The organism is Kineococcus gypseus, assembly GCF_050871305.1.
GTDB classification, from domain to species: domain Bacteria; phylum Actinomycetota; class Actinomycetes; order Actinomycetales; family Kineococcaceae; genus Kineococcus; species Kineococcus gypseus.
Genome location: NZ_JBJLRD010000003.1, coordinates 13,021 through 35,124 on the forward strand (window position 1 = coordinate 13,021; position 22,104 = coordinate 35,124).

At 77.5% G+C, this 22,104-nt stretch carries 24 protein-coding genes; 10 read left to right on the forward strand and 14 right to left on the reverse strand.

The genetic code is table 11. The features are described from left to right. Positions 1 to 14 precede the first annotated feature (14 nt). Positions 15 to 1,016: a helix-turn-helix transcriptional regulator gene (locus ACRYMN_RS01380; RefSeq protein ID WP_432491197.1), complete on the reverse strand. Its 1,002-nt coding sequence runs from the start codon at positions 1,014 to 1,016 to the stop codon at positions 15 to 17. A 65-nt stretch (positions 1,017 to 1,081) separates the two neighbouring features. Between ACRYMN_RS01380 and ACRYMN_RS01385 the strand changes: the two genes are divergently transcribed. Together ACRYMN_RS01385 and ACRYMN_RS01390 are read left to right on the forward strand one after the other, a co-directional pair. Next, positions 1,082 to 1,627 (forward strand): DinB family protein, encoded by a 546-nt coding sequence (locus ACRYMN_RS01385; protein ID WP_432491199.1) that lies wholly within the window; start codon positions 1,082 to 1,084, stop codon positions 1,625 to 1,627. Positions 1,628 to 1,702: 75 nt separating this feature from the next. Beyond that, positions 1,703 to 2,272: a hypothetical protein gene (locus ACRYMN_RS01390; RefSeq protein WP_432491201.1), complete on the forward strand. Its 570-nt coding sequence runs from the start codon at positions 1,703 to 1,705 to the stop codon at positions 2,270 to 2,272. Positions 2,273 to 2,314: 42 nt separating this feature from the next. Here ACRYMN_RS01390 and ACRYMN_RS01395 read toward each other — a convergent pair whose 3' ends face one another. From ACRYMN_RS01395 to ACRYMN_RS01415, 5 genes are all read right to left on the reverse strand, one after another. Beyond that, the gene (locus ACRYMN_RS01395; RefSeq protein ID WP_432491203.1) at positions 2,315 to 2,938 is read right to left on the reverse strand and encodes a hypothetical protein; all 624 of its coding nucleotides are present in this window, start codon (positions 2,936 to 2,938) and stop codon (positions 2,315 to 2,317) included. An 11-nt stretch (positions 2,939 to 2,949) separates the two neighbouring features. Further along, complete coding sequence (locus ACRYMN_RS01400) at positions 2,950 to 3,810, reverse strand: Sir2 family NAD-dependent protein deacetylase (protein ID WP_432491205.1); 861 nt, start codon at positions 3,808 to 3,810, stop codon at positions 2,950 to 2,952. A 60-nt stretch (positions 3,811 to 3,870) separates the two neighbouring features. Continuing rightward, complete coding sequence (locus tag ACRYMN_RS01405; protein WP_432491207.1) at positions 3,871 to 4,614, reverse strand: SDR family oxidoreductase; 744 nt, start codon at positions 4,612 to 4,614, stop codon at positions 3,871 to 3,873. Positions 4,615 to 4,624: 10 nt separating this feature from the next. Beyond that, positions 4,625 to 5,539, reverse strand: a complete 915-nt coding sequence (locus ACRYMN_RS01410; RefSeq protein WP_432491399.1) for an AlkA N-terminal domain-containing protein — start codon at positions 5,537 to 5,539, stop codon at positions 4,625 to 4,627. Positions 5,540 to 5,625: 86 nt separating this feature from the next. Then, a complete protein-coding gene (locus ACRYMN_RS01415) occupies positions 5,626 to 7,080 on the reverse strand; it encodes a DNA polymerase IV (protein ID WP_432491209.1) in 1,455 nt (484 codons plus the stop codon). Between the two features lie 109 nt (positions 7,081 to 7,189). Between ACRYMN_RS01415 and ACRYMN_RS01420 the strand changes: the two genes are divergently transcribed. After that, positions 7,190 to 7,945 carry a sulfite exporter TauE/SafE family protein gene (locus ACRYMN_RS01420; RefSeq protein WP_432491211.1) on the forward strand — a complete coding sequence of 252 codons (756 nt, stop codon included), beginning with the start codon at positions 7,190 to 7,192 and terminating at the stop codon, positions 7,943 to 7,945. Positions 7,946 to 7,969: 24 nt separating this feature from the next. Next, positions 7,970 to 9,031: a winged helix DNA-binding domain-containing protein gene (locus ACRYMN_RS01425; RefSeq protein ID WP_432491213.1), complete on the forward strand. Its 1,062-nt coding sequence runs from the start codon at positions 7,970 to 7,972 to the stop codon at positions 9,029 to 9,031. 25 nt (positions 9,032 to 9,056) lie between these two features. Here the strand turns inward: ACRYMN_RS01425 and ACRYMN_RS01430 are convergent, their stop codons facing one another. Both ACRYMN_RS01430 and ACRYMN_RS01435 read right to left on the reverse strand, forming a co-directional pair. Beyond that, positions 9,057 to 10,010, reverse strand: a complete 954-nt coding sequence (locus tag ACRYMN_RS01430; protein WP_432491215.1) for a phosphotriesterase family protein — start codon at positions 10,008 to 10,010, stop codon at positions 9,057 to 9,059. A gap of 189 nt (positions 10,011 to 10,199) precedes the next feature. After that, a complete protein-coding gene (locus ACRYMN_RS01435; RefSeq protein WP_432491217.1) occupies positions 10,200 to 11,339 on the reverse strand; it encodes a pyridoxal phosphate-dependent aminotransferase in 1,140 nt (379 codons plus the stop codon). A gap of 173 nt (positions 11,340 to 11,512) precedes the next feature. Between ACRYMN_RS01435 and ACRYMN_RS01440 the strand changes: the two genes are divergently transcribed. Genes ACRYMN_RS01440 through ACRYMN_RS01450 form a run of 3 tightly spaced genes read left to right on the forward strand, consistent with a single transcriptional unit; the run spans position 11,513 to position 13,403 of the window. Further along, complete coding sequence (locus ACRYMN_RS01440; protein ID WP_432491219.1) at positions 11,513 to 12,007, forward strand: anthrone oxygenase family protein; 495 nt, start codon at positions 11,513 to 11,515, stop codon at positions 12,005 to 12,007. A 33-nt stretch (positions 12,008 to 12,040) separates the two neighbouring features. Continuing rightward, the gene (locus ACRYMN_RS01445) at positions 12,041 to 12,520 is read left to right on the forward strand and encodes a heme-degrading domain-containing protein (protein ID WP_432491221.1); all 480 of its coding nucleotides are present in this window, start codon (positions 12,041 to 12,043) and stop codon (positions 12,518 to 12,520) included. Between the two features lie 49 nt (positions 12,521 to 12,569). Beyond that, positions 12,570 to 13,403: a putative protein N(5)-glutamine methyltransferase gene (locus tag ACRYMN_RS01450; protein WP_432491223.1), complete on the forward strand. Its 834-nt coding sequence runs from the start codon at positions 12,570 to 12,572 to the stop codon at positions 13,401 to 13,403. On the opposite strand, the gene ACRYMN_RS01455 is transcribed toward ACRYMN_RS01450, so the two are convergent. Next, positions 13,358 to 13,714 (reverse strand): cupin domain-containing protein, encoded by a 357-nt coding sequence (locus tag ACRYMN_RS01455; RefSeq protein ID WP_432491225.1) that lies wholly within the window; start codon positions 13,712 to 13,714, stop codon positions 13,358 to 13,360. The two genes, ACRYMN_RS01450 and ACRYMN_RS01455, sit on opposite strands and share 46 nt — an antisense overlap. A gap of 215 nt (positions 13,715 to 13,929) precedes the next feature. On the opposite strand from ACRYMN_RS01455, the gene ACRYMN_RS01460 reads away from it, so the two are divergent. Continuing rightward, positions 13,930 to 14,517, forward strand: a complete 588-nt coding sequence (locus ACRYMN_RS01460) for a DUF1697 domain-containing protein (RefSeq protein WP_432491227.1) — start codon at positions 13,930 to 13,932, stop codon at positions 14,515 to 14,517. 51 nt (positions 14,518 to 14,568) lie between these two features. Here the strand turns inward: ACRYMN_RS01460 and ACRYMN_RS01465 are convergent, their stop codons facing one another. The 3 genes from ACRYMN_RS01465 to ACRYMN_RS01475 all read right to left on the reverse strand — a co-directional run bounded on the left by ACRYMN_RS01465 (position 14,569) and on the right by ACRYMN_RS01475 (position 18,684). Then, on the reverse strand, positions 14,569 to 14,706 hold the full coding sequence (locus ACRYMN_RS01465; protein ID WP_432491229.1) for a hypothetical protein: 138 nt from the start codon (positions 14,704 to 14,706) through the stop codon (positions 14,569 to 14,571). A 21-nt stretch (positions 14,707 to 14,727) separates the two neighbouring features. After that, positions 14,728 to 15,036 carry a hypothetical protein gene (locus ACRYMN_RS01470; RefSeq protein WP_432491231.1) on the reverse strand — a complete coding sequence of 103 codons (309 nt, stop codon included), beginning with the start codon at positions 15,034 to 15,036 and terminating at the stop codon, positions 14,728 to 14,730. Positions 15,037 to 15,216: 180 nt separating this feature from the next. Further along, positions 15,217 to 18,684 (reverse strand): replicative DNA helicase, encoded by a 3,468-nt coding sequence (locus tag ACRYMN_RS01475; protein ID WP_432491401.1) that lies wholly within the window; start codon positions 18,682 to 18,684, stop codon positions 15,217 to 15,219. 519 nt (positions 18,685 to 19,203) lie between these two features. Between ACRYMN_RS01475 and ACRYMN_RS01480 the strand changes: the two genes are divergently transcribed. Further along, positions 19,204 to 20,484 carry an MATE family efflux transporter gene (locus ACRYMN_RS01480; RefSeq protein WP_432491233.1) on the forward strand — a complete coding sequence of 427 codons (1,281 nt, stop codon included), beginning with the start codon at positions 19,204 to 19,206 and terminating at the stop codon, positions 20,482 to 20,484. A 141-nt stretch (positions 20,485 to 20,625) separates the two neighbouring features. Then, positions 20,626 to 21,168, forward strand: a complete 543-nt coding sequence (locus ACRYMN_RS01485) for a riboflavin kinase (protein WP_432491235.1) — start codon at positions 20,626 to 20,628, stop codon at positions 21,166 to 21,168. A gap of 112 nt (positions 21,169 to 21,280) precedes the next feature. Here the strand turns inward: ACRYMN_RS01485 and rplI are convergent, their stop codons facing one another. Further along, complete coding sequence (gene rplI / locus ACRYMN_RS01490; RefSeq protein ID WP_432491237.1) at positions 21,281 to 21,733, reverse strand: 50S ribosomal protein L9; 453 nt, start codon at positions 21,731 to 21,733, stop codon at positions 21,281 to 21,283. A gap of 17 nt (positions 21,734 to 21,750) precedes the next feature. After that, on the reverse strand, positions 21,751 to 21,987 hold the full coding sequence (rpsR, locus tag ACRYMN_RS01495; RefSeq protein ID WP_012085900.1) for a 30S ribosomal protein S18: 237 nt from the start codon (positions 21,985 to 21,987) through the stop codon (positions 21,751 to 21,753). Between the last annotated feature and the right edge of the window lie 117 nt (positions 21,988 to 22,104).

Genomic DNA, 22,104 nt, shown 5'->3' on the forward strand with positions numbered 1-22,104 from the left:
CGGTCGGCGGGCGCTCAGTCCCGGTCGGCGGGCGCGCGGGCCGCGTCGTCGGGCGCGGGAGCCGGGGCGGTCGCCGCTGCCAGGCGCTGCGCCCACGTGGCCAGGTGCTCGCGCAGCTCGGCCGGCTCCAGCACCGTGAACGGCGCGCCCGCGCGCAGCAGCGCGAACGCCGCCCAGTCCAGCGAGGTCGTCGTCGCGCGCACCTCGCAGCACCCCCGGCCCGCCTCCTCCACCCGCGCCCACGGGCCCAGCTCGCGGCGCACCGCCGCCGCGGGCGCCCGCACCAGCGCGCGCACCGCGTGGCGCGGCGAGGCGCCCGTGAAGCGGTGCCGCACGAACTCGCCGGCGTCCCCGCCGGGCACCTCGCGCGGCGCGAACGCCCGGCCGGTGGGGCGCACCCCGCGCACGCGGTCCAGCCGGAAGACCCGCCAGTCGTGCCGGTGCAGGTCGTGCGCCAGCAGGTACCAGTGCACGCCCGAGCGCACCAGGCGGTGCGGCTCGGCGCAGCGCACGGCCGCCTCCCCGCGCGCGCCGGTGTGCTCGAACTCCACCCCGGTGCGCTCGCGGCACGCCTGCGCCAGCGCCGTGAGCACCTGCGCGTCCACCGCCGCGACCGGCTCGCTCCAGCGCGCCGGCACCGTCGCCTCGCCCAGGGCGCCGGCGCGGCGGCGCAACCTCGCCGGCAGCACCGCCGTCACCTTCGCCAGCGCCCGCACCGAGGCCTCCGCGGTGCCGGCGACGGCGCTGTCCGCGGCGGCCTGCAGGCCCACCACCAGGGCCACGGCCTCGTCGTCGTCCAGGACCAGCGGCGGCAGGCTCGCGCCGGGCAGCAGCCGGTAGCCGCCGGCGCCGCCGCGGTGCGCCTGCACGGGGTAGCCCAGCTCGCGCAGCCGGTCCACGTCGCGGCGCAGCGTGCGCAGCGACACCTCCAGGCGCGCGGCCAGCTCCGCGCCGGTGACGAGGCGGTGCGACTGCAGCAGCGCCAGCAGCTCCAGCGCGCGCGCCGTCGTAGACACGGGGACCTCCCGACTGCTCCGGGCACCGGTCAGGGAGTGGCACCTTCCCGCACGAGTGTGGAGGCATGACCACGACGACGACCACCCCCACCACCCCCGCGAGCGCCCCCGGGAGCGCGTCCTCCCGCGAGGTCGAGGACCTGCTGAGCACGCTGGCGCAGCACCGGGGCTTCCTGAAGCACACCGTGCGCGGCCTGAGCGACGAGCAGGCGGGCCTGCGCACCACCGTCAGCGAGCTGTGCCTGGGCGGGCTCGTCAAGCACGTCACCCTCGTCGAGTCCGGCTGGACCGCCTTCCTCACCGAGGGCCCCGAGGCCGTCGCCGGCGCCGGCGGGGACTCCTGGGCCGACGGGTTCCGGATGACGCCCGGCGAGCACCTGGCCGACGTGCTCGCCGCCTACGACGCCGTCGCCGCCCGCACCGAGCAGGTCGTGCGCGCCCTGCCCGACCTCGACGCCGAGCACGAGCTGCCCTCGGCGCCGTGGTTCACCCCGGGCGCGCGCTGGTCGGCGCGGCGCGTGCTGCTGCACGTGCTGGCCGAGACCGCGCAGCACTCCGGGCACGCCGACGTGCTGCGCGAGTCGCTGGACGGGCAGAAGACGATGGGCTGAGCGCGCCCCCACCCGGCGCCACGGGACCGGGGGCCGGCGCGCATCGACCGGCCCCCGGCGGGGTACGTGCAGGCCATGAGCGGGAAGTCGTCGAAGGACTACGGCGAGGACTACACGGAGCCCGAGCTGCGCGAGCGGCTCAAGGAGGAGATCAAGGCCGGCGACAAGGGCGGGCGGCTCGGGCAGTGGAGCGCGCGCAAGAGCCAGCTGCTCACCCACGAGTACGAGGCGCAGGGCGGCGGCTACCGCCACCCCGGCGAGCGCAGCGAGTCCCAGCAGCACCTGCAGGAGTGGACCGAGCAGGACTGGCGCACCGCCGACGGCTCGGCGCAGGCGCGCACCGGCGACGGCACGAAGCGCTACCTGCCCGACGCCGCCTGGGAGCTGCTCAGCGACGAGGAGAAGCGCGCCACCGACGAGCGCAAGCGCTCCGGTAAGGGCCAGCACGTCGCCAACACCGAGGCCGCCAAGCACGCCCGCGAGGCCGCCGAGCTCATCGACCTGACCGCGGCCGAGGCCGCCGAGCGGGTGCGCGGCATGGACGACGCGGACGAGCTCGCGCGCGCCGAGAAGGCGGAGAAGGACCTCGGCAAGGGACGCAAGACGGTGCTGGAGGCCATCGGCAGGCGCCGCGAGCAGCTCTGAGCAGCCCGCCCGCGCCCCGCCCGCACCGGACGGGCCCGCCGCTCAGGCGGGCGCGTCCGGGCCGGGCGGGCGGCGCAGCCCGGCGGCGCGCAGCTGCAGGTCCGCCAGGGCGCGCACCGCGCCCGCGTCGCCCGCGCGCCAGGCGGCGACCGGGTCCGGGTGCGCGGCCAGCAGCTGCGCGGGCTCGCTCAGCTGCAGCGCGCGCAGCGCCAGCAGCTCCTCGCCGCCCGGGGTGCGCAGCAGCCGGCGCGCCTCCTGCGCGCGGCGCCACCAGCGCAGCCGCGGCACCAGCCGCAGCAGCGTGACCAGCACCACCGGCACCGCGGCGGTCGCCACCCCCAGCACGGTGGCCAGCTGCAGCACGCCGTCGACCTGCTCCTGCCCGGCGGCGGCCAGCGAGCCGGCCCCCTCGGCGGCGCGACCGAGCGGAGCGGCCAGCTCCTCGCCCACCAGCGGCACCTCGCCGGCGCTGCGCCCGGCGGCGTCGAGCTGACGGGCCAGGTCGCGCGCACCACCGGCGAGGCCGCGGGCGGGGTCGGCCAGCGCCGCGACGGCACCGGCCACCGCGCGCCCCAGCAGCACCGAGAGCACCACCAGCACCAGCCACACCGCGTCGGCGGCGACCTGGCGGGCGCGCACGCCGGGAAGGTCCGCGTACCAGCGCACCGCCGCGCCCCTCAGCGCACGCCGGCGAGCTCGCCGGCCAGCGCAGGCAGCACCTCGCCCAGCGGGGCGTCCACGCGCACGTCCGCCTTCGCGTCCCCGCGCGTCGGCCCGGAGTTCACGATCGCCACCGGGGTGCCGCGCTTGGCGGCGTGCAGCACGAAGCGGTAGCCGGACATCACCGTCAGGGACGAGCCCAGCACCAGCAGGGCGCGCGCGGCGTCGACCAGCGCGAAGGAGGCCTCCACGCGCTCGCGCGGGACGGTCTCGCCGAAGAAGACCACGTCGGCCTTGAGGGCGTCCTCGCTGCAGCGCCGGCACGGCACCGTGCGGAAGCCTGCCAGCTGCTCGTCGGTCAGGTCCGCGTCGCCGTCGGGGTTCAGGGCCCGGAACTCGCGCACCCGCGCGTCGAAGGCCGGGTTCGCCGCGCGCAGCCGCACCGCCAGCTCCGCGCGCGGGCTCACCTCCGCGCAGCTCAGGCACACCACCCGGTCCAGGTTGCCGTGGATCTCCACCACGCCGCGCCCGCCGGCCGCCACGTCCAGGCCGTCGACGTTCTGGGTGATCGTGCCGTCGACCAGGCCGGCGGCGCCCAGCGCGGCCAGCGCGCGGTGCCCGGCGTTGGGGCGCGCGCGCCGGAAGTGCTCCCAGCCGACGTGGCTGCGGCCCCAGTAGCGCCGCCGGGCCTCCGCCGAGCCGGTGAACTGCTGGTACGTCATCGGGGTGTGCCGCTGCAGGGAACCGCCGGGGCCGCGGTAGTCCGGGATGCCCGAGTCCGTCGACAGGCCCGCGCCGACCAGGGCGACCACGCCCCCGCCGGCGACGAGGTCCCGCAACCGCCGCTGACCGTCGCCGCCGGGCTCGCGCTCGTCCACGCGCCCATGCTGCCCGCCGCGCGCCCCGCGCGCAGGACCGGCCCCGGGGCGCTGCCGGGCTCAGCGCCCGCCGCTGACGTCCAGCGTCGTGCCGGTGACGTAGGAGGCGGCGTCCGAGAGCAGCCACACCACCGCCTCGGCGACCTCGGAGGCCTCCCCGCCGCGGCCCATCGGCACGGTGCGCTGCAGGCGCTCCACGCGCCCGGGGTCGCCGGCGGAGGCGTGGATGTCGGTGCGGATCAGCCCCGGGCGCACCCCCACCACCCGGATGCCCTGACCGGCGACCTCGCGCGCCAGGCCCACCGTCAGCGCGTCCACGGCGGCCTTGGAGGCGGCGTAGTCGACGTACTCGCCGGGGCTGCCGAGCACCGCCGCGCGCGAGGAGACGTTGACGACGGTGCCCCCGCCGTGGCGGGCCATGCGCACCACCGCCTCGCGCGCGCACAGGAACGCGCCGACGACGTTGACCTCCATCAGCCGGCGCACCCGGGCGGCGTCGATGTCCTGCACCCGCGCCGCGGGGGCGTTGACGCCGGCGTTGTTGACCAGCCCGGTGACCGGGCCGAGCTCCTCGGCCTCGGCGAACAGGTGCCGCACGTCGGCCTCGTCGGAGACGTCGGCGCGCACCGCCTTCACCGGCGTGCCGAGCTCGGCGGCCTGCTCGGCGACCACCTCGGCGGCCTCGCGGCGGGTGGACCAGCTGAAGCACGTGGGCACCCCCCGCGCCGCCAGCGCCTGCACGACGGCGGCGCCGATCCCCCGGCTGCCGCCCGTCACCACCACGGTCCCCTGCGCCTGCTGCACGCCGGGCACGCTACCCACCCACACCGCCACTGTCCGTCACCGCCCGTCCCGGCGCGGGAGCACCGGGCGCGTCGGCGGGACCCGCGAAGGCCTGCGCCGTCCACAGGTGCAGCAGCGCGTACCCGCGCCAGGGCCGCCACGGCTGCGCCCGCGCCAGCGCCTCGGCCTGCCCGACGCCGCCCAGCGCGCGGCGCAGCACGAGGTCGCCGGGCAGGAAGGCGTCGTCCTCGCCCAGGGCGCGCAGCGCCACGTAGTCGGCCGTCCACGGGCCCACGCCCGGCAGCGCCAGCAGCTGCGCGCGCGCCGCGGCGGCGCGCCCGGCCGCGCGCGCGCCGTCCAGGTCCAGCCCGCCGGCCAGGGCCGACGCCACCGCGTGCAGGGCCCGCGAGCGCGCCCCCGTCACCCCGGTGGCCGCGCGCAACGCCTCCGGGCCGGCCGCGGCCAGCACCGCCGGCTCGGGGAAGGCCAGCAGCCCGCCGCCGCCGGGACGGCCGAACGCGGCCACGAGCCGGCCGCCGAACGTGCGCGCGGCGGCCAGCGAGACCTGCTGGCCCAGCACCGTCAGCAGCGCCGTCTCCGCCCCGGACACCGCGCGCGGCACCCGCAGGCCCGGGCGGGCGGCCACCAGCGGCGCCAGCGCGGGGTCGGCGCCCAGGTGCGCCTCGGCGGCGGCGACGCGGCCGTCCAGGTCCAGCCAGCGGCGCACCCGCGCGCCCACCTCCGCCAGGGCCGCCGCCGGGGCGCGCACGACGACGCGCTCGCAACGCTGCGCGGTGCCCAGCACGACCGCCACCGGCACCGGGCCCGCGGCGGTGGGCAGCAGGCGCTCGTGGGTGCCGGTGGCGCCGTCGTGGCGCTCGGCGCCGGGCAGGGCGTGCGCGCGCAGGAAGCGCAGCAGCGGGTCGGCGGGCAGGCCGCCGGGCACGTCGAGGACGAGCTCGCCGGTCGGGCCGTCCCCGTCGCTCGCGCCGTCGCCGCCGGCCGCGCCGTCGCCGCCGGCCGCGGGGCCCGTCACGACGCCGCGCGCCGCGGCGGCGCGCCGGAGCGCTGCGGGTCGAAGACCGGCGGGTCGGCGGGCACGAGGTCGGGGTCGTCCTCGCGGAAGGTGCGCACCCGCCCGGGCGGGGTGTGCGGGCCCTCGAAGCGCACCGTCACCCGGCCCACGCCGGAGCCCTGCACCCAGCCGGGGCCGTGCTCGGCGTGCTCGACGTCCTGCCCGGGGCGCCAGCCCGCCCGCGCGGGCGGGCCGTACGGGTGCCCCGAGCCGCCGGGCACCAGCGCGCCCGGCTCGCCCTCCTCGCCCTCCCCGGCACCCTCCGCCTCGTCCGGCCCGCCCGGCGGCGCCGCGCCCGGCTCCAGCAGGTCCGCCAGCAGGTCCGCCTGCGCGAACTCCGACAGCCCCGACACCCCCACCCCCAGCAGGCGCACCCCGTCGGCGACGTCGACGCCCTCGAGCAGCTCGGCGGCGTGCGCGGCGATCTCGCGCGCCGCCGACGTCGCGTGCGGCAGGGTGCGCGAGCGGTTCAGCGTGGTGAAGTCGTAGCGGCGCACCTTCAGCGTCACCGTGCGCCCCGAGACCCCCGCGGCCACCAGGCGCGCGGCGACCCGCTCGGCCGAGCGGCGGGTGCGCTCGGCCAGCTCGCGCCGGTCGGTCAGGTCCAGCGGGAAGGTCTCCTCCGCCGAGACGGACTTCGCCTCCCGCTCGGGCACCACCGGGCGCGGGTCCACCCCGCGCGCGAAGGCCAGCAGGCCGGTGCCGTGGGCGCGCCCGAGCATGCGCACCAGCTCCCCCTCGTCGGCGGCGGCCAGGTCGCCGACGGTGCGCAGCCCGCTGCGCACCAGCCGGTCGCCGGTCACCGCGCCCACGCCGGGCACCCTGCGCACGCTCAGCGGCGCCAGCAGCGCGTGCTGCTCGGCGGGGGGCACCACGACCAGGGCGTCGGGCTTGCGCAGGTCCGAGGCGATCTTCGCCACGAGCTTGCTGGGCCCGGCGCCCACCGACACCGTCAGCCCGGTGCGCTCGCGCACCGCCGCGCGGAACTCCGCGGCGACCCGCGCGACGGCCGCCGCGTCGAGGTCGTCGTGCGCCGCGCCGAGGTCCACGTACGCCTCGTCCATCGAGACCGGCTCCACCAGCGGCGACAGCTCCCGCGCCAGCGCCATCACCTGCTCCGAGACGACCCGGTAGGCGCTGAAGCGGCCGGCCAGGTAGGCCGCGTTCGGGCACAGCCGGCGCGCCTGCGCCGTCGGCATGGCCGAGCCGACGCCGAAGACGCGCGCCTCGTAGCTGGCGGTGGCCACCACCCCGCGCCCGCCGGTGCCGCCGACCACGACGGGCCGCCCGCGCAGCGAGGGCTTGTCGCGCTGCTCGACCGCGGCGAAGAAGGCGTCGAGGTCCAGGTGCAGCACGCCGGGGCGGGTCGGGTCCGGGCGCGAGCGCACCGGGGACGCACCGGGGGGCAGCACCCGACGAGTCTGCACCCCGCCGCCGACACCACCGGGCCGCGACACCACCGGGCGGCGCTCGCGGCGCGGACGGCTAGCCTCGGGCGGTGACACCACCCCCGGACGCCCCGTGGACCTGAGCACCCCGGAGCTGGTCCTGCTCGTCGTCGCCGCCCTCGTCGTCGGCTTCGCCAAGACCGCGATCGGCGGCGCCGGCACCCTGGCGGTGGCGGCGTTCGCGGCCGTGCTGCCCGCGAAGGAGTCCACCGGCGCGATCCTGCCCCTGCTCATCGTCGGCGACCTGTTCGCCGTGGCCGCCTACCGCCGCCACGCCGACTGGGCGCTGCTGCTGCGGCTGCTGCCCAGCGTCCTGCTCGGGGTGCTGCTGGGCGTGTGGTTCGTCGACGTCGTCGACGACACGCTCATGCGCCGCTCCATCGGCGCGGTGCTGGTGCTGCTCGTGGCCACCCACCTGCTGCGCCGTTACCGCCTGCACCGCGCCGGCACCGACGCGCTGCCCGCCTCCCCCGCCCGGCGCCGGCTGCTCGCCGCCGCGCTCGGGCTGCTGGCCGGGTTCTGCACGATGGTCGCCAACGCCGGCGGCACGCCCATGTCGATCTACCTGTTCACGATGGGCCTGGGCGTGATGTCCTTCCTGGGCACCGGGGCGTGGTTCTTCTTCCTGCTCAACCTCATCAAGCTGCCGTTCAGCGCGGGGCTGGGCCTGGTCAGCGCCGAGTCCCTGCGCCTGGACCTGCTGCTGGTGCCGGCCGTCGTGGTGGGCGCGCTGCTGGGGCGCTGGCTCGTGCGCCGGATGGACCGGGACCTGTTCGAGAACGTCGTGCTCGGCGCCTCGGGGCTGTCCGGGCTGAACCTGCTGCGCTGAACCCGTTGCGCTGAGGAGGCCGTCGTGGAGCTGTCGCCGCGCGAGGTGGGGCTGTGGCGGCTGGTGGCCCAGCGCGTCGCCGTGCCGCTGGACGGCGCGGCCGCCGCCGTGGAGCACCTGCTGTGCGTGCAGGCGCAGGACCTGCGCGCGGCCGCCACCGCCGTGGCGCTGCGCACCGCGCCGGGTGCGCCCGGCCTGGCCACCGCCCTCGACGCCGGCGCGGTGGTGCGCTCCTGGCCGCTGCGCGGCACCCTGCACCTCGTGCCGGCGGTGGACCTGCCGTGGCTGCTGGCGCTGTGCGCCCCGCGGGTGCTGCGCTCGACCACCGCCCGCCGCGCCGCCCTGGGCATCGACGACGCCGACGCCGACGCCGCCCGCGCCGCGGCCGAGGACCTGCTCGCCGGCGGGCGCGGCGCCGTGCGCGCGCAGCTGCTGGCCGCGTTCGAGGCCGCCGGGCAGGGCACCGCGGCCGGGCGCGGCTACCACCTGCTGCTGCACCTGTCGCTGCGCGGGACGCTGTGCCTGGGGCCGCTGCGCGGCGGTGAGCAGGAGTTCGTCCTGCTCGCCGAGCACGTGCCCGCCCCGCGCGCCCTGGACGGCGAGGCCGCCGCGGCCGAGCTGGCCCGCCGCTTCCTGCTCTCGCACGGGCCGGCCACCGTCGCCGACCTCGCGCGCTGGGCCGGCCTGCCCGTCACCGCCGCGCGGCGCGCGGCGGCCGCCGTGCGCGCTGAGCTCGCCGCCGTGCACGTCGACGGCGTGGAGCACCTGCACGACCCCGCCCTGCCCGACCTGGTCGCCGCGCACCGCCGCGCCGCGGCCGGCACCCACCTGCTGCCCGGCTTCGACGAGTTCGTCCTCGGCTACGCCGACCGCTCGCACGTGCTGCCCGCCGAGCACGCCGCGCGGGTGGTGCCCGGCGGCAACGGGGTCTTCCGCGGCACCGTGGTGCACGGCGGCGCCGTCGTGGGCACGTGGACGCGCTCGGGGGACGCGGTGAGCACCGAGCCGTTCACCGCGTTCGCGCCCGCCGTGCAGCGCGGCGCGGCCCGCTGCGCCGCCGCCCTGCCCAGCGGCCGCCTCGGCTGACCCCGCTCCCGGCGGGCGGCGACGGCTACCGCGCGAAGGCGCGGAACGGGTTGCGCACGCACAGGTCGTCGAGGACGTCGTCCCCCACGCCCGCCGCCCGCAGCGCCGGCAGGAACGAGCCGGTCAGGTCCGTGAACGGCCGGGGGGTCCCCCCGCCGGGCAGGGCCGGGTCGAACCACCCCGCGTCGTGGGACAGCAGGAGCCGGCCGGCCTGCCCCGCCTCGAGGCTGTCGAGCACCAGCGCCAGCGTGCGCGCGTGCCCGTCGCGCCCGCTCTGCCCGACGTCGTCGAACTCGATCCACGCGCCGCGCTCGACGATCGCCCGCCGCAGACCGGGGTCGGTGATGGTCTGCGTGTGGATCGACAGGAAGCGCTCCGGCGCCAGCCCCTCGGCCACGGCGAGGTCGATCTGCCCCAGCACGACCCGCCCGTCCGTGGTGTGGGAGCCGACGAGCGCCCCGGTGCGCGCGGCGGCGCGGGCCGCGGCGCGCACGACGCGCTCCTCGACCGGCCGGATGCCGTCCTCGGCCGCCGAGATCTTGACGAACCCCGCCAGGACGCCGGAGCCGTCGACGCCCTCGGTCAGCTCGCGGTGCATCCACGCCTCGAGCTCGTCGTCGCTCGCGGCGTACACCCAGTCCGGCACCCACGGTTCGCGGTAGACCCCGGTCGCGACCACCACGGGCACGCCCGTGCGGCGGCTGACGTCGAGGACGAGGTCGACGCGCCGGCCCAGGCCGGGGGGCGTGCACTCCACGAGCGCGGTGACCCCGGCCGCGGCCGCCGCGGCCAGCAGCGGTTCGACGACCGAGGCGAACTCGCCCGGGTCGACCTCCGCGGGACCCGCGGAGCCGGCGGGGCGGAAGTCGACGAGCAGGTGCTCGTGCGGCAGGACGAGGCCCACGTCCCCGGCGCCGAGGGGGCCGAGCGTGGTGCGCAGGCGTCGTTGCCCGGCGGCGGTGTCGAGGGGCTCTGCCACGTCGTCTCCCCGGGTGCGGTGGGTGGGCCCCGGCCCAGGGCCCGACATCCCAGGGATCCTAGGAGCGCCGTCGCGCCGGCCAGGGCCGGTACCGCCCGCCCGCACCGGGTGCCCGAGCGCGACGTCGAGCACGGGGCGCTGCACCTGCCGCAGCCGGAGCCGTGCGGCGCCCCGACCGGGGGCCGCCCCTCAGGGCACGGGCAGGCGCGAGAGGCCCTCGAGCAGCTCGGCGCGCCCGCCCGCCGCGCACACGCGCACCCACCCCTCGCCGCGCGCGCCGAACGCGCTGCCCGGCGCCACCGCCACCCGCCGCTCGCGCAGGAACCGCTCCGTCCACGCGGCCACGTCCCCGCCCGAGGCGTGCGAGACGTCCACCCACAGGTAGAACGCCCCGTCCGGGCGCTGGTGCGCGACGCCCGCCCCCTCCAGCAGCGCGCACGCCGCCGCCACGTTGCCGCGGTAGAACTCCCGCGCCCGCTCCACGACGTCCTGCTCGCCCTCCAGGGCCGCCAGCGCCGCGAGCTGCGCGGGGGCGTTGACGCAGCTGACCACGGCCTCCTGCGCCGAGCGCAGCACCTCGCCCCAGCCCGCCGGCGCCACCAGCCACCCCACCCGCGCGCCGGTGAGCGCGTACGTCTTGGAGAACGAGAAGACGCTGAGCACCCGCCCGTCGTCGTCCAGCGCCGCGGTGCTCACGTGCGGCACGCCGTACGTGAAGCGCTCGTACACCTCGTCGCTGATCACCCACAGGTCGTGCCGCGCCGCGAACGCCAGCAGCGCGCGCAGGTCCTCCTCGCCCAGCACGGTGCCCAGCGGGTTCGAGGGGGAGTTCACCACCAGCACGCGGGTGCGCGCGGTGGTCACCGCCTCCAGGTCGGCCACGTCGGGGCGGAAACCGCGCTCGGCGCGCAGCGCGTACGGCACCGGCACCGCCCCGACGTGCCGGGCCGTCATCGCGAAGTTCGCGTACCCCGGGTCGGGCACCAGCACCTCCTGCCCCGCGTCCAGGGTCAGCGCCATCGCCTGGTGCAGCGCCTGCATCCCGCCGGCGGTCACCCAGACCCGCTCCGGCTCCACCCGCAAGCCGTTCTCGCGCGCCAGCTTCGCCGCCACCGCCTCGCGCAGCGGCGCGATGCCGCCGTTGGCGGTGTAGTGCGTGACGTCGGCCTCCCACGCCCGCGCGCCCGCCGCCAGCACGTGCCCGGCCACCGGCAGCACCGGCTCACCGACGTTGAGCAGGATCGCGCCCTCGACGTCCTGCGCCAGCTCGAACACCCGCCGGATGCCCGAGGACGGGATCGACCTGGCGTGCGCCGCGATCTCCGGCACGAGTGCTCCTCCCGCTCACCACCCGGCACCGCGCCGGTCGGGCGACCCTACGGCCGCCCCTCCGCCGGGCGACCGGGACCCGCGAGCGCGGCGCCCCCGTGCGTTCCCGTGCGTTCCCGTGCGTTCCCGTGCGTCCCCGTGCGGCCGCGCCTCCGGTGCGGCAGGGTCGCCGGGTGACCTCCCCGGCGGACCTCGCCGCCCGCGCCGCCCGCGCCGCCCCCACCGCCCACGACGCCTGCACCGCCGCGCTGGTCCTGGCGGTCGTGCCGGACCTGGGCGGGCACCGGCGGCGCGCCCCGGGCTTCGGCGAGTTCGTCTCCCACCAGCAGCACGCCGACACGGTGATGAGCCGCCTGGCGCCCGCCCTGTCGGTCGCCGTCATCGCCACCGGGACGGCGGCCGCGGCCTCGCTGGCCCGGCGCGCGCCGGTGGCCGCCGCGTGGCGGGCCGCCGGGGCGGCGTGCGTGGCCGGCGCGGTGGCCCTGACGGTGCGGGTGCACGTGCCGTTCAACCGGCGGCTGCGCACGTGGGACCCGCGGGTGGAGGTGCCCGGCTGGCGCGAGGGCCGCGCGCGCTGGGAGCGCGCCCACCAGGTGCGCCGCGCGCTGGCCGTCCTGGCGGGGGCGTGCGCGCTGGCCGCCCGGCGCCGCACCCGCGCGCCCCGCTAGCGTTCGGCTCCCCACCGCCCGGAGGAGCCCGCGATGACCGACGACCCCACCGCCCTGATCGCCGAGCTGCAGGAGCAGGAGCGCACCCTGGTGTTCGCCTCCTTCGACAACCTCACCGCCTGGCGGCTGGGCACCCTGATCGCCGAGCGGGCCCTGGCCGAGGACCTGCCCGTGGCGGTGGCCGTGCGCCGCAACGGCCAGCGCCTCTTCCACGTCGGCCTGCCCGGCTCCTCCGCCGACAACGACGTGTGGCTGGAGCGCAAGATGGCCGTGGTCGACCTGTACGGGTGCTCCTCCTACCTCGTGGGCACCCGCTTCCGCGCCTCCGGCGGCGACTTCGACACCGACTCGCGCCTGGACACCGCCCGCTTCGCCGCGCACGGCGGCGCGTTCCCCGTCCTCGTGCGCGGGGTCGGGTGCGTGGGCTCCGTGGCCGTGTCCGGGCTCCCGCAGGCGGAGGACCACCGCGTCGTCGTCGAGTCGATCGCCGCGTTCCTCGCGGCGGGCGCGTAGCGCGAGCGCGCGGGTGGCGGGCGCCCACCGGCCCGGCCACACTCGCCCCGTGCCGGACGACGAGCTGGTGCGGCGCCTGCGCGCCGCGGGGTGCGTCTTCGCCGAGCGGGAGGCGCAGCTGCTGCGCGCGGCCACGGACGACCCGCGCGAGCTGGACGCCCTCACCGCGCGCCGCGTCGCCGGGCAGCCGCTGGAGCACGTGCTGGGCTGGGCCGAGTTCTGCGGGCTGCGGCTGGCGGTGGCGCCGGGGGTGTTCGTCCCGCGGCACCGCTCGGAGCTGCTCGTGGACCTCGCCGCCCGGCGCCTGCGCACCGGGGACGTGCTCGTGGACCTGTGCTGCGGCACCGGCGCGCTGGCGGCGGCGCTGTCGGCGCGGGTGCCCGGCCTGCTCGTGCACGCCGCGGACGTGGACCCGACCGCGGTGCGCTGCGCGCGGGCGAACCTGCCGGGTGCGCACGTGCACACCGGCGACCTGTTCGCCGCGCTGCCCGCGCACCTGGCCGGCGCGGTCGCCGTCGTCGTGGCGAACGTGCCGTACGTGCCCAGCGCGCAGGTGGCGCTGATGCCGCCGGAGGCGCGCGAGCACGAGGCGAGCGCCGGGCTGGACGGCGGCGCCGACGGCCTGGACGTGCTGCGGCGCGTCGTCGCCGGGGTGGGCCGCTGGCTGCGCCCGGGCGGCGCGCTGGTGGTGGAGGTCGGCGAGGCGCAGGTGCCCGCGGCGGTGCGCGCCGCGCGCGCCGCGGGGCTGGAGGCGGCCACCGCCACCGACGAGGACGGCGAGACGACGGCGCTGGTGGCGCTGCGGCCCAGCGCCGAGCCCGCCGCGGCCGGGCCGGCTCAGACGGCGCGGTCCTCCGGGGTCAGGCCGGTCACCGCGGTGTAGAGGACCACCGAGTCCTCCAGCGCCTCGAGCGCCTGGCGCTCGTGGGTGATCACGACCAGCTCGCCGCCGCCGACCTCGACGCCGGTCCCACCGGTGCCGCCCGTGCCGCCCGTCAGGCGCACGCGCCCGCTGAGCACGTGCACGCTGCCGGCGTGCGGGGGGTTGTGCTCGCCGAGGTGGGTGCCGGCGGTCAGGGCGATGACGGTCTGGCGCAGCCGGTTGTCGTGCACGAGCAGCTCGGCGCTGCGTCCGTGGGCGGAGCCGCGGGCCGTCTCCAGGTGCACCTCGGCGAGACCACGCAGATCGACCACGGTCGTCCTCCCAGCTCTTCGTCGGGCCCGGCGCCACTCAGTCTGGCGCGCCGTGGGCGGCGGCGCACGCGGGGCGGCGCCGCGCGCCGGGCACCGTTCCCGGCGGGCTTGACACGTGCACCGCGAGGGCGTGGGGTTGCCCGGTGCCGACCGGGCGTCCCGGGGACGCCGACACCGGCGACGGCGCTGGGCGCGGCACGGGAGGGCGGTGGCACGTGCGGTACGTCGTCCTGCTGCGCGGCGTCAACGTCGGGGGCCGCAACAAGGTCCCCATGGCGGTGCTGCGCGAGCGCCTGGCGCGCGACTTCACCGGGGTCGCCACGTACATCCAGTCCGGCAACGTGGTGCTGGAGTCGGAGCTGACCGCCGCCGGGGTGAGCGCGCACGTCGAGGACGTCCTGGCGGCCGGGTTCGACCTCGACACCGGCCCGGTCCGTGCGCTGACGCTGGGCGCGGAGGCCTTCGGCTCCGTCCTCGACGACGCCCCGGCCGGGTTCGGCTCCGAGCCGGGCACCTACCGCTACGACGTGGGGTTCTACGTCGGCGTCAGCGCCGCCGAGGTGGAGCCGCACGTCCCGGCCGACCCGGCCGTGGACGAGGTGGCGTTCGGCCCGTTGGCGTTCTACCACCGGCGCCTGAACGCCCTGGCGACGCGCAGCCGGGTCACCCGCATCGTCGGCACACCGGTCTACGCCTCGCTGACCCTGCGCAACTGGCGGACGACCACCACCCTGGCGGAGATGGTGGGCGCTCCGCACGAGGCGCACGGCACGTCTCCCGGCGGCGACGCGGCCGGGGCCTGAGGCCGTCGCGCCGGGGCCGCCCCCCGCCGCCCGGGTGGCGCCGCGGCCCGCTCAGCCGCCGGGCTGCGCGGCCTGCGGCACGGTGCAGCAGGGCGCGTCGGCGCCCTCGCGCAGCGCCCCGCACTCCGGGCAGACGCGGTCCAGCCAGCAGACGGCCTCGCCGCCCTCCTCGGCGCCGTCGCCGGGCACGCGCGCGCCCTCAGGGCGCCGTCACAGCGCCGGCGCGACGCGCCGGCCGGTGACCTGCGACTTCGGGAACAGGCCGGCCTTCGAGCTGCCCCGCAGCTCGTCGCCTTCGACGACGACGTCGAACGCGATGTTGAGCTTGATGGGCCGGGTGATCGACTGCTTCCAGGTGAGGCGCTCGCCCCGCAGGACGACCTCCTTCAGGGCGACCTCGCCGGCGTCCGAGCGGGCCACGCCCCGCAGGTCCGTGTCGTCACCGGTGAGCTCCACGGTGGTCCGCTGCTCCCCGACGGGGGTGGCGATGGTCAGGTTCCAGGTGCCGGCGACGCTCACGGGGTTCCCTCCGGGGGTTCGGGGCGGCTCTGCGGTCGGTCCACCGCCGGTGCGCCCGCGGGGGCGCTCCCCCGGCCGAGGGACGGCAGGAGGCTCTCACGAGGGCGGCGCCCGGTGCCCCGCACGGCGCGGACCCGGCAGGTCCGTGCCGTGCCGGGCACGCGCCGGTCGCGCCCCGCGTCAGGTCGCCATGTCCACGAAGCGCGAGTAGTGGCCCTGGAAGGCGACGGTGATGGTGTCGGTGGGGCCGTTGCGGTGCTTGGCGACGATGAAGTCCGCCTCGCCGGCGCGCGGGGACTCCTTCTCGTACATGTCCTCGCGGTGCAGGAGGATCACCATGTCGGCGTCCTGCTCGATGGAGTTGTGGACCGCGATCCCGTTGGCGACGAAGTTGTGGCCACCGGCGACGGTGGCGTCGAACACCTGCTCCTCGCCGTCCGGCTCGACCGCCACGACCTCGTCCCACAGGACGTCGTTGACGGCCATGACCTCCAGGTCGGCGTCGCCGAGCACCTCGGCGACCCGGGAGAGGCGCGCGCGCGACGGCGCGTGCTTCCACATCGTGCTACCGCGGAACCGCGTGCCCATCGCCTCCGCGAACTCGCGGTGCGTCATGCCCTCCTCCACGAGGACGCGGCGCACGTCGTCCCACACCTGCCGCGGCACGGTGTCGACGTTCGGGTTGCCGCTGACGTCGCGCACCACCTGCAGCAGGCGCTCGGCGGAAGCGCCGCGGGCCCCGTGCACCCCGACCTCCTGCAGGAAGCGGCGCTGGTCGTCCACGCCCGACACGTCGAGCGTCCACCCCGGGCGGTGCGAACCCTTCGGGGTCGCCTGCCGCACCCTCGTGGAGATGCCGAAGCGCAGCAGCAGCCTCGACACGTCGTCCACGAGGCGTCGGCTCGTCGAGGCGTAGTGGACGCGGCCGCCGCGTCCCGCCGCGTTGACGGTGACGGACCCGTCCGTCGCCCACAGGTGGCGCAGGAAGAGGGCGATCTGCCGCTTGGGCAGGTGGAACAGCTCGGTCGGCACGAACTCCTCGTGGCTGCGCAGCCCGAATAGGCCCAGGTCGTCGAGCCACTCGGCGAGCGGGTTCCTCCGGCCGCGGGCCAGGCGGTACGGCGCGGGCAGGCGCAGCGTCGTGCAGCGCGCCGCCGGGTACTGGTCGCGGACCGCGGTGATGCCGAACGCCGACGCCGCCTCCTCGGTGACGGCCGTGAGGTTGGCCTCGTCGACGCTCGCGCAGCGCAGCGGCTGGCGGCGCACGAACGAGCCGTCGCCGAGGAGGTGCGCCAGCAGCACGACCCGGTCGTCCGCCCAGGTGCCCACGCGCTCCGGGCCGGGCACGTGGCGCGGCACCGCCAGGCGGTCCCCCGCGCCGATCTCACCGAGGGGCTTCCAGCCGCCGTAGGTGAGGAACGGGTGGTTCGCGGTGGCGCGCACCTCCTTGCCGGAGGCCAGGCGCAGCCGGAAGACCGGCTTGACGCCCGTGGGGAAGACGTGGGTGAGGTGCCGGCGCACGTAGCGCAGGGAGTCGTCCAGCGCCCACACCGGAACGTCGCGCGCCTGCAGGGCGAACAGCTCCTCCATCGTCGTCTCGGCGCCGGTGTCGGCGCGCAGCACGCGGGTGTCCGCCGTCAGGCAGCCCGACTCGCGCAGGTCGCTCATCTGCGGCTTCTTGTCGGTGCGCTGCTCGGGACCGCGGTTCAGCTGCGAGAGCGCGATGACCGGCACCTCGAGCTCCTTGGCGAGGAGCTTGAGCGCGCGGGAGAACTCCGAGACCTCCTGCTGGCGGCTCTCCACCCGCTTGCCGGACGTCATCAGCTGCAGGTAGTCGACGATGACGAGCTTGAGGTCGGCGCGCTGCTTGAGCCGCCGGCACTTCGAGCGGATCTCCATCAGCGACATGTTCGGCGAGTCGTCGATGTACAGCGGCGCCTCGGAGATCGAGCCCATGGTGCGCGCCAGCTTCGTCCAGTCGTCCTCGCGCATCGTGCCCTTGCGCATGTTCTGCAGGGGGATGCGCGCCTCCGCGGAGAGCAGGCGCATGGAGATCTCGTTGCGGCCCATCTCCAGGGAGAAGATGACCGACGCGAGGCCGTGCTTGATGGAAGCCGCGCGGGCGATGTCCAGCCCGAGGGTGGAGTTGTGGGTGGGCACCATCGAGCGGCCGGCGAGGTACAGGTGGTCGTCGTTGTCGACCTCGACGCAGCGCACCGGCACCGGCTCGACCGCGACGACGTCGACGATCCAGCGCTGGGGCTCGGGGACGACGCGGTCGGCGAGCGCCTCCTTCAGCGCGAGCCTCTTGCTCTCGAGCCGGAACACGTCCTCGGTCGGCTGGAAGCCGAGGGTGGTGCGGCCGGCGTGCACGCGCTGGAAGACGCGGTGACCGAGGGAGTGCAGCAGCTCCAGCACGTCCGAGGCCAGTCGCGGCTCGTCGGTGCTCCACTCCACGAGGCCCGAGGTCGTGACCGATCCGCCGACGTCGAGCAGGCCGGCCAGGAGCGCGCGGCGCTGCGCCGAGGACGCGCGCAGGTACTGCTGCGGCACGGAGCGCACCGGCGCGGAGAGCTCACCCGCAGCTCCCTCGACCTCGAGCTGGACGACCAGCTCGGGTGCGGGCGCTCCCGGGCCGCGGGTGGCGCCGGTCCAGCCGGACAGGCGCGCGCCCAGCAGGTACGGCGGCTGCGCGAGCCGGGCGGCGGGCAGCTCCAGGGGCCTGCACGCCGCGACGCGGTGCGCGACGCCCCGCTGCAGTTCGTCGGCCAGGTCGGCGGTGGTGCGCACCGCGGCGGCACGCGTCACGGTGCTGGTCAGCCACTGGTGCTGCGCGTCGGCGACGACGGTGCTGCCGTCGGAGAAGACGACCTCGTAGCAGGGCCGGTCGTCCATGACGTCGGTGGCCGCGACCACGCGCGTCGGCCGCCCGTCGGCGCCGAGGACCTCGTCGCCGACCCGGACCTCGCCCATCGTGGTCCACCCGGTGGGGGTGGGCAGGGGCGTGTCCAGGGCGAGCGCCTTGCCCACGGCCGGCCTGGCCGCGATGACGATCATCTGGCCGGGGTGCAGGCCGTTGGTGAGCCCGTCGAGGTCGGCGAAGCCGGTGGGCACGCCGACCATGCCCTCGCCGCGGTGGGAGCTGGCCTCGATCTCGTCGATGGCGCCCTCGATGACGTCGCCGAGGACGGCGTAGTCCTCCTTCACCCGCTTCTCGGTGACGGCGTAGACCTCGGCCTGGGCGGAGTTGACGATGGCGTCGACGTCCATGCCGTCGGCGCCGTAGCCCATCTGCACGATGCGGGTGCCGGCCTCGACGAGGCGGCGCAGGACGGCGCGCTCGCGCACGATGCGGGCGTAGAAGCCGGCGTTCGCGGCGGTGGGCACCGTGGAGATGAGGTCGTGCAGGTAGGGGGTGCCGCCCACGCGGGCGAGCTCGCCGCGGTTGGTCAGCTCGGCGGAGACCGTCACGGGGTCGGCCGGCTCGCCGCGCGAGTAGAGGTCGAGGACCGCGTCGTAGATCAGCTCGTGCGCGGGGCGGTAGAAGTCGACGCCCTTGAGGACCTCCACCACGTCGGCGATGGCGTCCTTGGAGAGCATCATGCCGCCCAGCACGCCCTGCTCGGCGGCGATGTCCTGCGGGGGCATGCGCTCGAAGGGCTCGCTGCCCACCTCGGGCCCGCGGTCGCTGCCGCGGTCCCCGCCGCGCCGGGGGCCCTGCGGCCCGCCGCGCTTCGCCGGAGCGTCGTCGAACGTCGTCACGCTGCTGCGCCCCTCTTCCCGCACCCGGCCGCCGGCCACCGCACGGCCGCGCACCCTCACCGGTGTCGCCCACCGGTCTACCGGCCGGGTCCGACACCCCGGTCCCGGCACCTTCGCGCACGCGGTGAGCGGCGGTCAAACCGCCCTGTGCACAGGGCGGTTGACAACCTGTGGACGACGTGGGGGTGCCGGTGCACAGGACGTGGACAAGCCTGGGGACAACTCGCCGATCCGGACCCCCCGCGGCCGGGTCACCACCCCTGAGCTGCGACGATGCCGTCCACCAGGTGTGGAGGAGAAATCCACCGGGACGACGGGGGGACGACCGTGGGGTTGCGGTCCGGTAACGGTTCACCCCGCACGCTCAGGGCCGGTGCGCAGGACGCCGAGATAGCGCGGTTGGCCGTGCCCGCGCTGGGCGCCCTGGTGGCCGAGCCGCTGTTCCTGCTGGCCGACTCGGCGATCGTGGCGAGCCTGGGCACGCTGCCGCTGGCGGGCCTGGGGGTGGCCGGCGCGGTGCTGGCCACGGCCGTGAGCCTGTTCGTCTTCCTCGCCTACGGCACCACCGCCTCCGTCGCCCGCCGCCTCGGCGCCGGCGACGAGCGCGCGGCGCTGGCCGCCGGTGTGGACGGGGTGTGGCTGGCGCTGGCGCTGGGCGTGGTGACCGCCGCGCTCGTGCACGCCGCGGCCGGGCCGGTCGTCGACGCGCTGGGCGTCTCCGCCGCCGCGCGCCCGTACGCGCTGACGTACCTGCGGGTGAGCCTGTGGGGCCTGCCGGGGATGCTCGTCGTGCTGGCCGCCACCGGCGTGCTGCGCGGGCTGCAGGACACGCGCACCCCGCTGGTGGTCGCCGCCGGCGGCGCCGCGCTCAACGTCGCCCTGAACGTGCTGCTCGTGCACGGGCTCGACCTGGGCATCGCCGGCTCCGCCGCGGGCACCGCCGCCACCCAGGTGCTCATGGCGCTGGTGCTGGCCGCGGTCGTCGCCCGCGGCGTGCGGCGCACCGGCGCCCCGGTGCGCCCGCACCCGCTGGGGGTGCTGCGCAGCGCCCGCGACGGCGTGCCGCTGCTGGTGCGCACCCTCTCGCTGCGCGTGGCGCTGCTGCTGACCACGCACGTGGCCGCCGCGCAGGGCGACTCCGCGCTGGCCGCCCACCAGGTCGCCTCGACGGTGTGGACGACCACCGCGCTGGCCCTGGACGCCCTGGCGGTGGCCGCGCAGGCCCTCGTGGGGCGCTCGCTGGGCGCCGGCGACGTCGAGGGGGTGCGCGCCACCGTGCGCCGCTGCGTGCGCTGGGGACTGGTCGTGGGCGTCGCGCTGGGGGTGCTGGTGGTGGTCACGGCGTGGCCGGTGGCCGGGCTGTTCGCCCCGCAGGAGCAGGTGCGCGGGGACCTGGCCGCGGCGCTGGTGGTGCTGGGGGCGTGCCTGCCCGTGGCCGGGTGGGTCTTCGTCCTCGACGGCGTGCTCATCGGCGCCGGGGACGGGCGCTACCTGGCCCGCGCCGGGGTGGTGGCGCTGGCGGCGTACGCACCGGCCGCGCTGCTGGTGCTCGCGCTGGCCCCCGCGGGGCGCACCGGGCTGGTGTGGCTGTGGGTGTGCTTCGCCGGCGCCTACTCGCTGGCCCGGCTGGCGACCCTGGTGCGGCGCGAGCGCTCCGCGGCCTGGCTGGTCACCGGCGCCGGGTGACGCGCCTGTCGCGCTCGACCTGCGCGCCACCGCGACGGGACCGTGACGCCCCTTGCGCGCAACCACCGTGAAACGTCACCGTTGCCCGGGGGAAACGGGTGCGCGGTTCACTCCCCGTGAACGTCGACGACAGGAGGACGCGTGAACCGTCACGGTGGCACCGCCTCCTCCGGCGCACCGAGGCCGCGCGGCGCCGTGCCCGCACCGCGGCGCCCGTCGGCGTCCCCCGACGTGGTGCTGCGCCTGGGCGGGGTCGTCGAGCGGGGCGCGGGCCGCGGTCACCTGCTGGGCTTCGCCACCGCCAACGTGCCGGTGGCCTCGCTGCCGAACGCGGGCGCGGGGCTGGTGGACGGGGTGTGGGCCGGCACCGCCCAGGTGGACGGCGGGCCGCCGCGCGCGGCGGCGCTGTCCCTGGGCCGGCGCCCCACCTACGGCCCGGACGGCCCGCGGGTGCTCGAGGCGCACCTGCTCGACCTCGACGCCGACCTCGAGGGGTGCGCGCTGGTCGTGGCGCTGCACGTGCCGCTGCGCGGGCAGCAGCGCTTCGCGGGCTCCAGCGCCCTGGTCGCGCAGCTGGAGCGCGACGTGGCCGCCGTGCGGCGCTGGGCGGCCGGTCCGGGCGGGCTACCGGGCGGGCTACCGGGCGGGCTACCGGGCGGTCCGCCGGCGGCGCCGCTGCTCTGACGACGCGGCCGCCGGGCCGGTGGCGGTCCGCCGGCGCGGTGGGCCCGGACGCACCGGGGGCCGGCCGCGCCGTGCGCGACCGGCCCCCGGTGGTACCGCTGCGGTGGTCCGCTCAGCCCTGGGCCGCGACGACGTCGATGGTGACGGTCGCCGAGACGTCGGGGTGCAGGCGCACGAGCGCCTTGTGCTGGCCGACGGTGCGGATCGGCTGGACCAGCTCGACCTTGCGCTTGTCGACCGCGGGGCCGCCGGCGGCGGTCACGGCCTGCGCGACGTCGGCCGGGGTGACGGCGCCGAAGAGGCGACCGCCCTGGCCCGCGCGGGCGACGTACGCCACCGTGCGGGACTCCAGCGACTGCTTGACGGACTTGGCGTCGTCCAGGCTGGCGATCTCGCGGGCCTTGCGGGCCTTGCGGATCGACTCGACCTGCTTCTCGCCGCCCTTGGTCCACGGGGTGGCCAGGTTGCGCGGGAGCAGGAAGTTGCGGCCGTAGCCGTCCTTGACCTCGACGACGTCGCCGGGCGCGCCGAGCCCCGACACCTCGTGGGTGAGGATGAGCTTCATCTCGTCCCTCCTCGTCCTCAGCGGGCGGAGCTGCTGTAGGGCAGCAGCGCCATCTCGCGGGCGTTCTTGATCGCCTTGGCGATCTGCCGCTGCTCCTGCACGGACACGCCCGTCACCCGACGCGCGCGGATCTTGCCGCGGTCGGAGATGAACTTGCGCAGCAGCGCGGTGTCCTTGTAGTCGACGGCCTCGATCTTGGCCGCCTTGAGCGGGTTCTGCTTCTTCTTGGGCTTGCGCACGGGCACCTTGGCCATCGTGGTGCTCCCCTCTCGTGAGAGCCCGGGGTTCGGCCCCGGGATGACGTCGTTCGTGGTGCTCGGCCGCCCGCGACGGGTGTCGCGGGGCGCCGAGGGTCAGGCCCGCGGGCCTGG

What these genes read in the sequence shown, in the direction of transcription:
- ACRYMN_RS01385 (WP_432491199.1), top strand. Translation starts at nt 1,082, where the DNA reads ATGACCACGACGACGACCACCCCCACCACCCCCGCGAGCGCCCCCGGG.
- ACRYMN_RS01390 (WP_432491201.1), top strand. Translation starts at nt 1,703, where the DNA reads ATGAGCGGGAAGTCGTCGAAGGACTACGGCGAGGACTACACGGAGCCC.
- ACRYMN_RS01445 (WP_432491221.1), top strand. Translation starts at nt 12,041, where the DNA reads ATGACCGACGACCCCACCGCCCTGATCGCCGAGCTGCAGGAGCAGGAG.
- ACRYMN_RS01475 (WP_432491401.1), bottom strand. Translation starts at nt 18,684, where the DNA reads ATGCCCCCGCAGGACATCGCCGCCGAGCAGGGCGTGCTGGGCGGCATG.
- rplI (WP_432491237.1), bottom strand. Translation starts at nt 21,733, where the DNA reads ATGAAGCTCATCCTCACCCACGAGGTGTCGGGGCTCGGCGCGCCCGGC.
- rpsR (WP_012085900.1), bottom strand. Translation starts at nt 21,987, where the DNA reads ATGGCCAAGGTGCCCGTGCGCAAGCCCAAGAAGAAGCAGAACCCGCTC.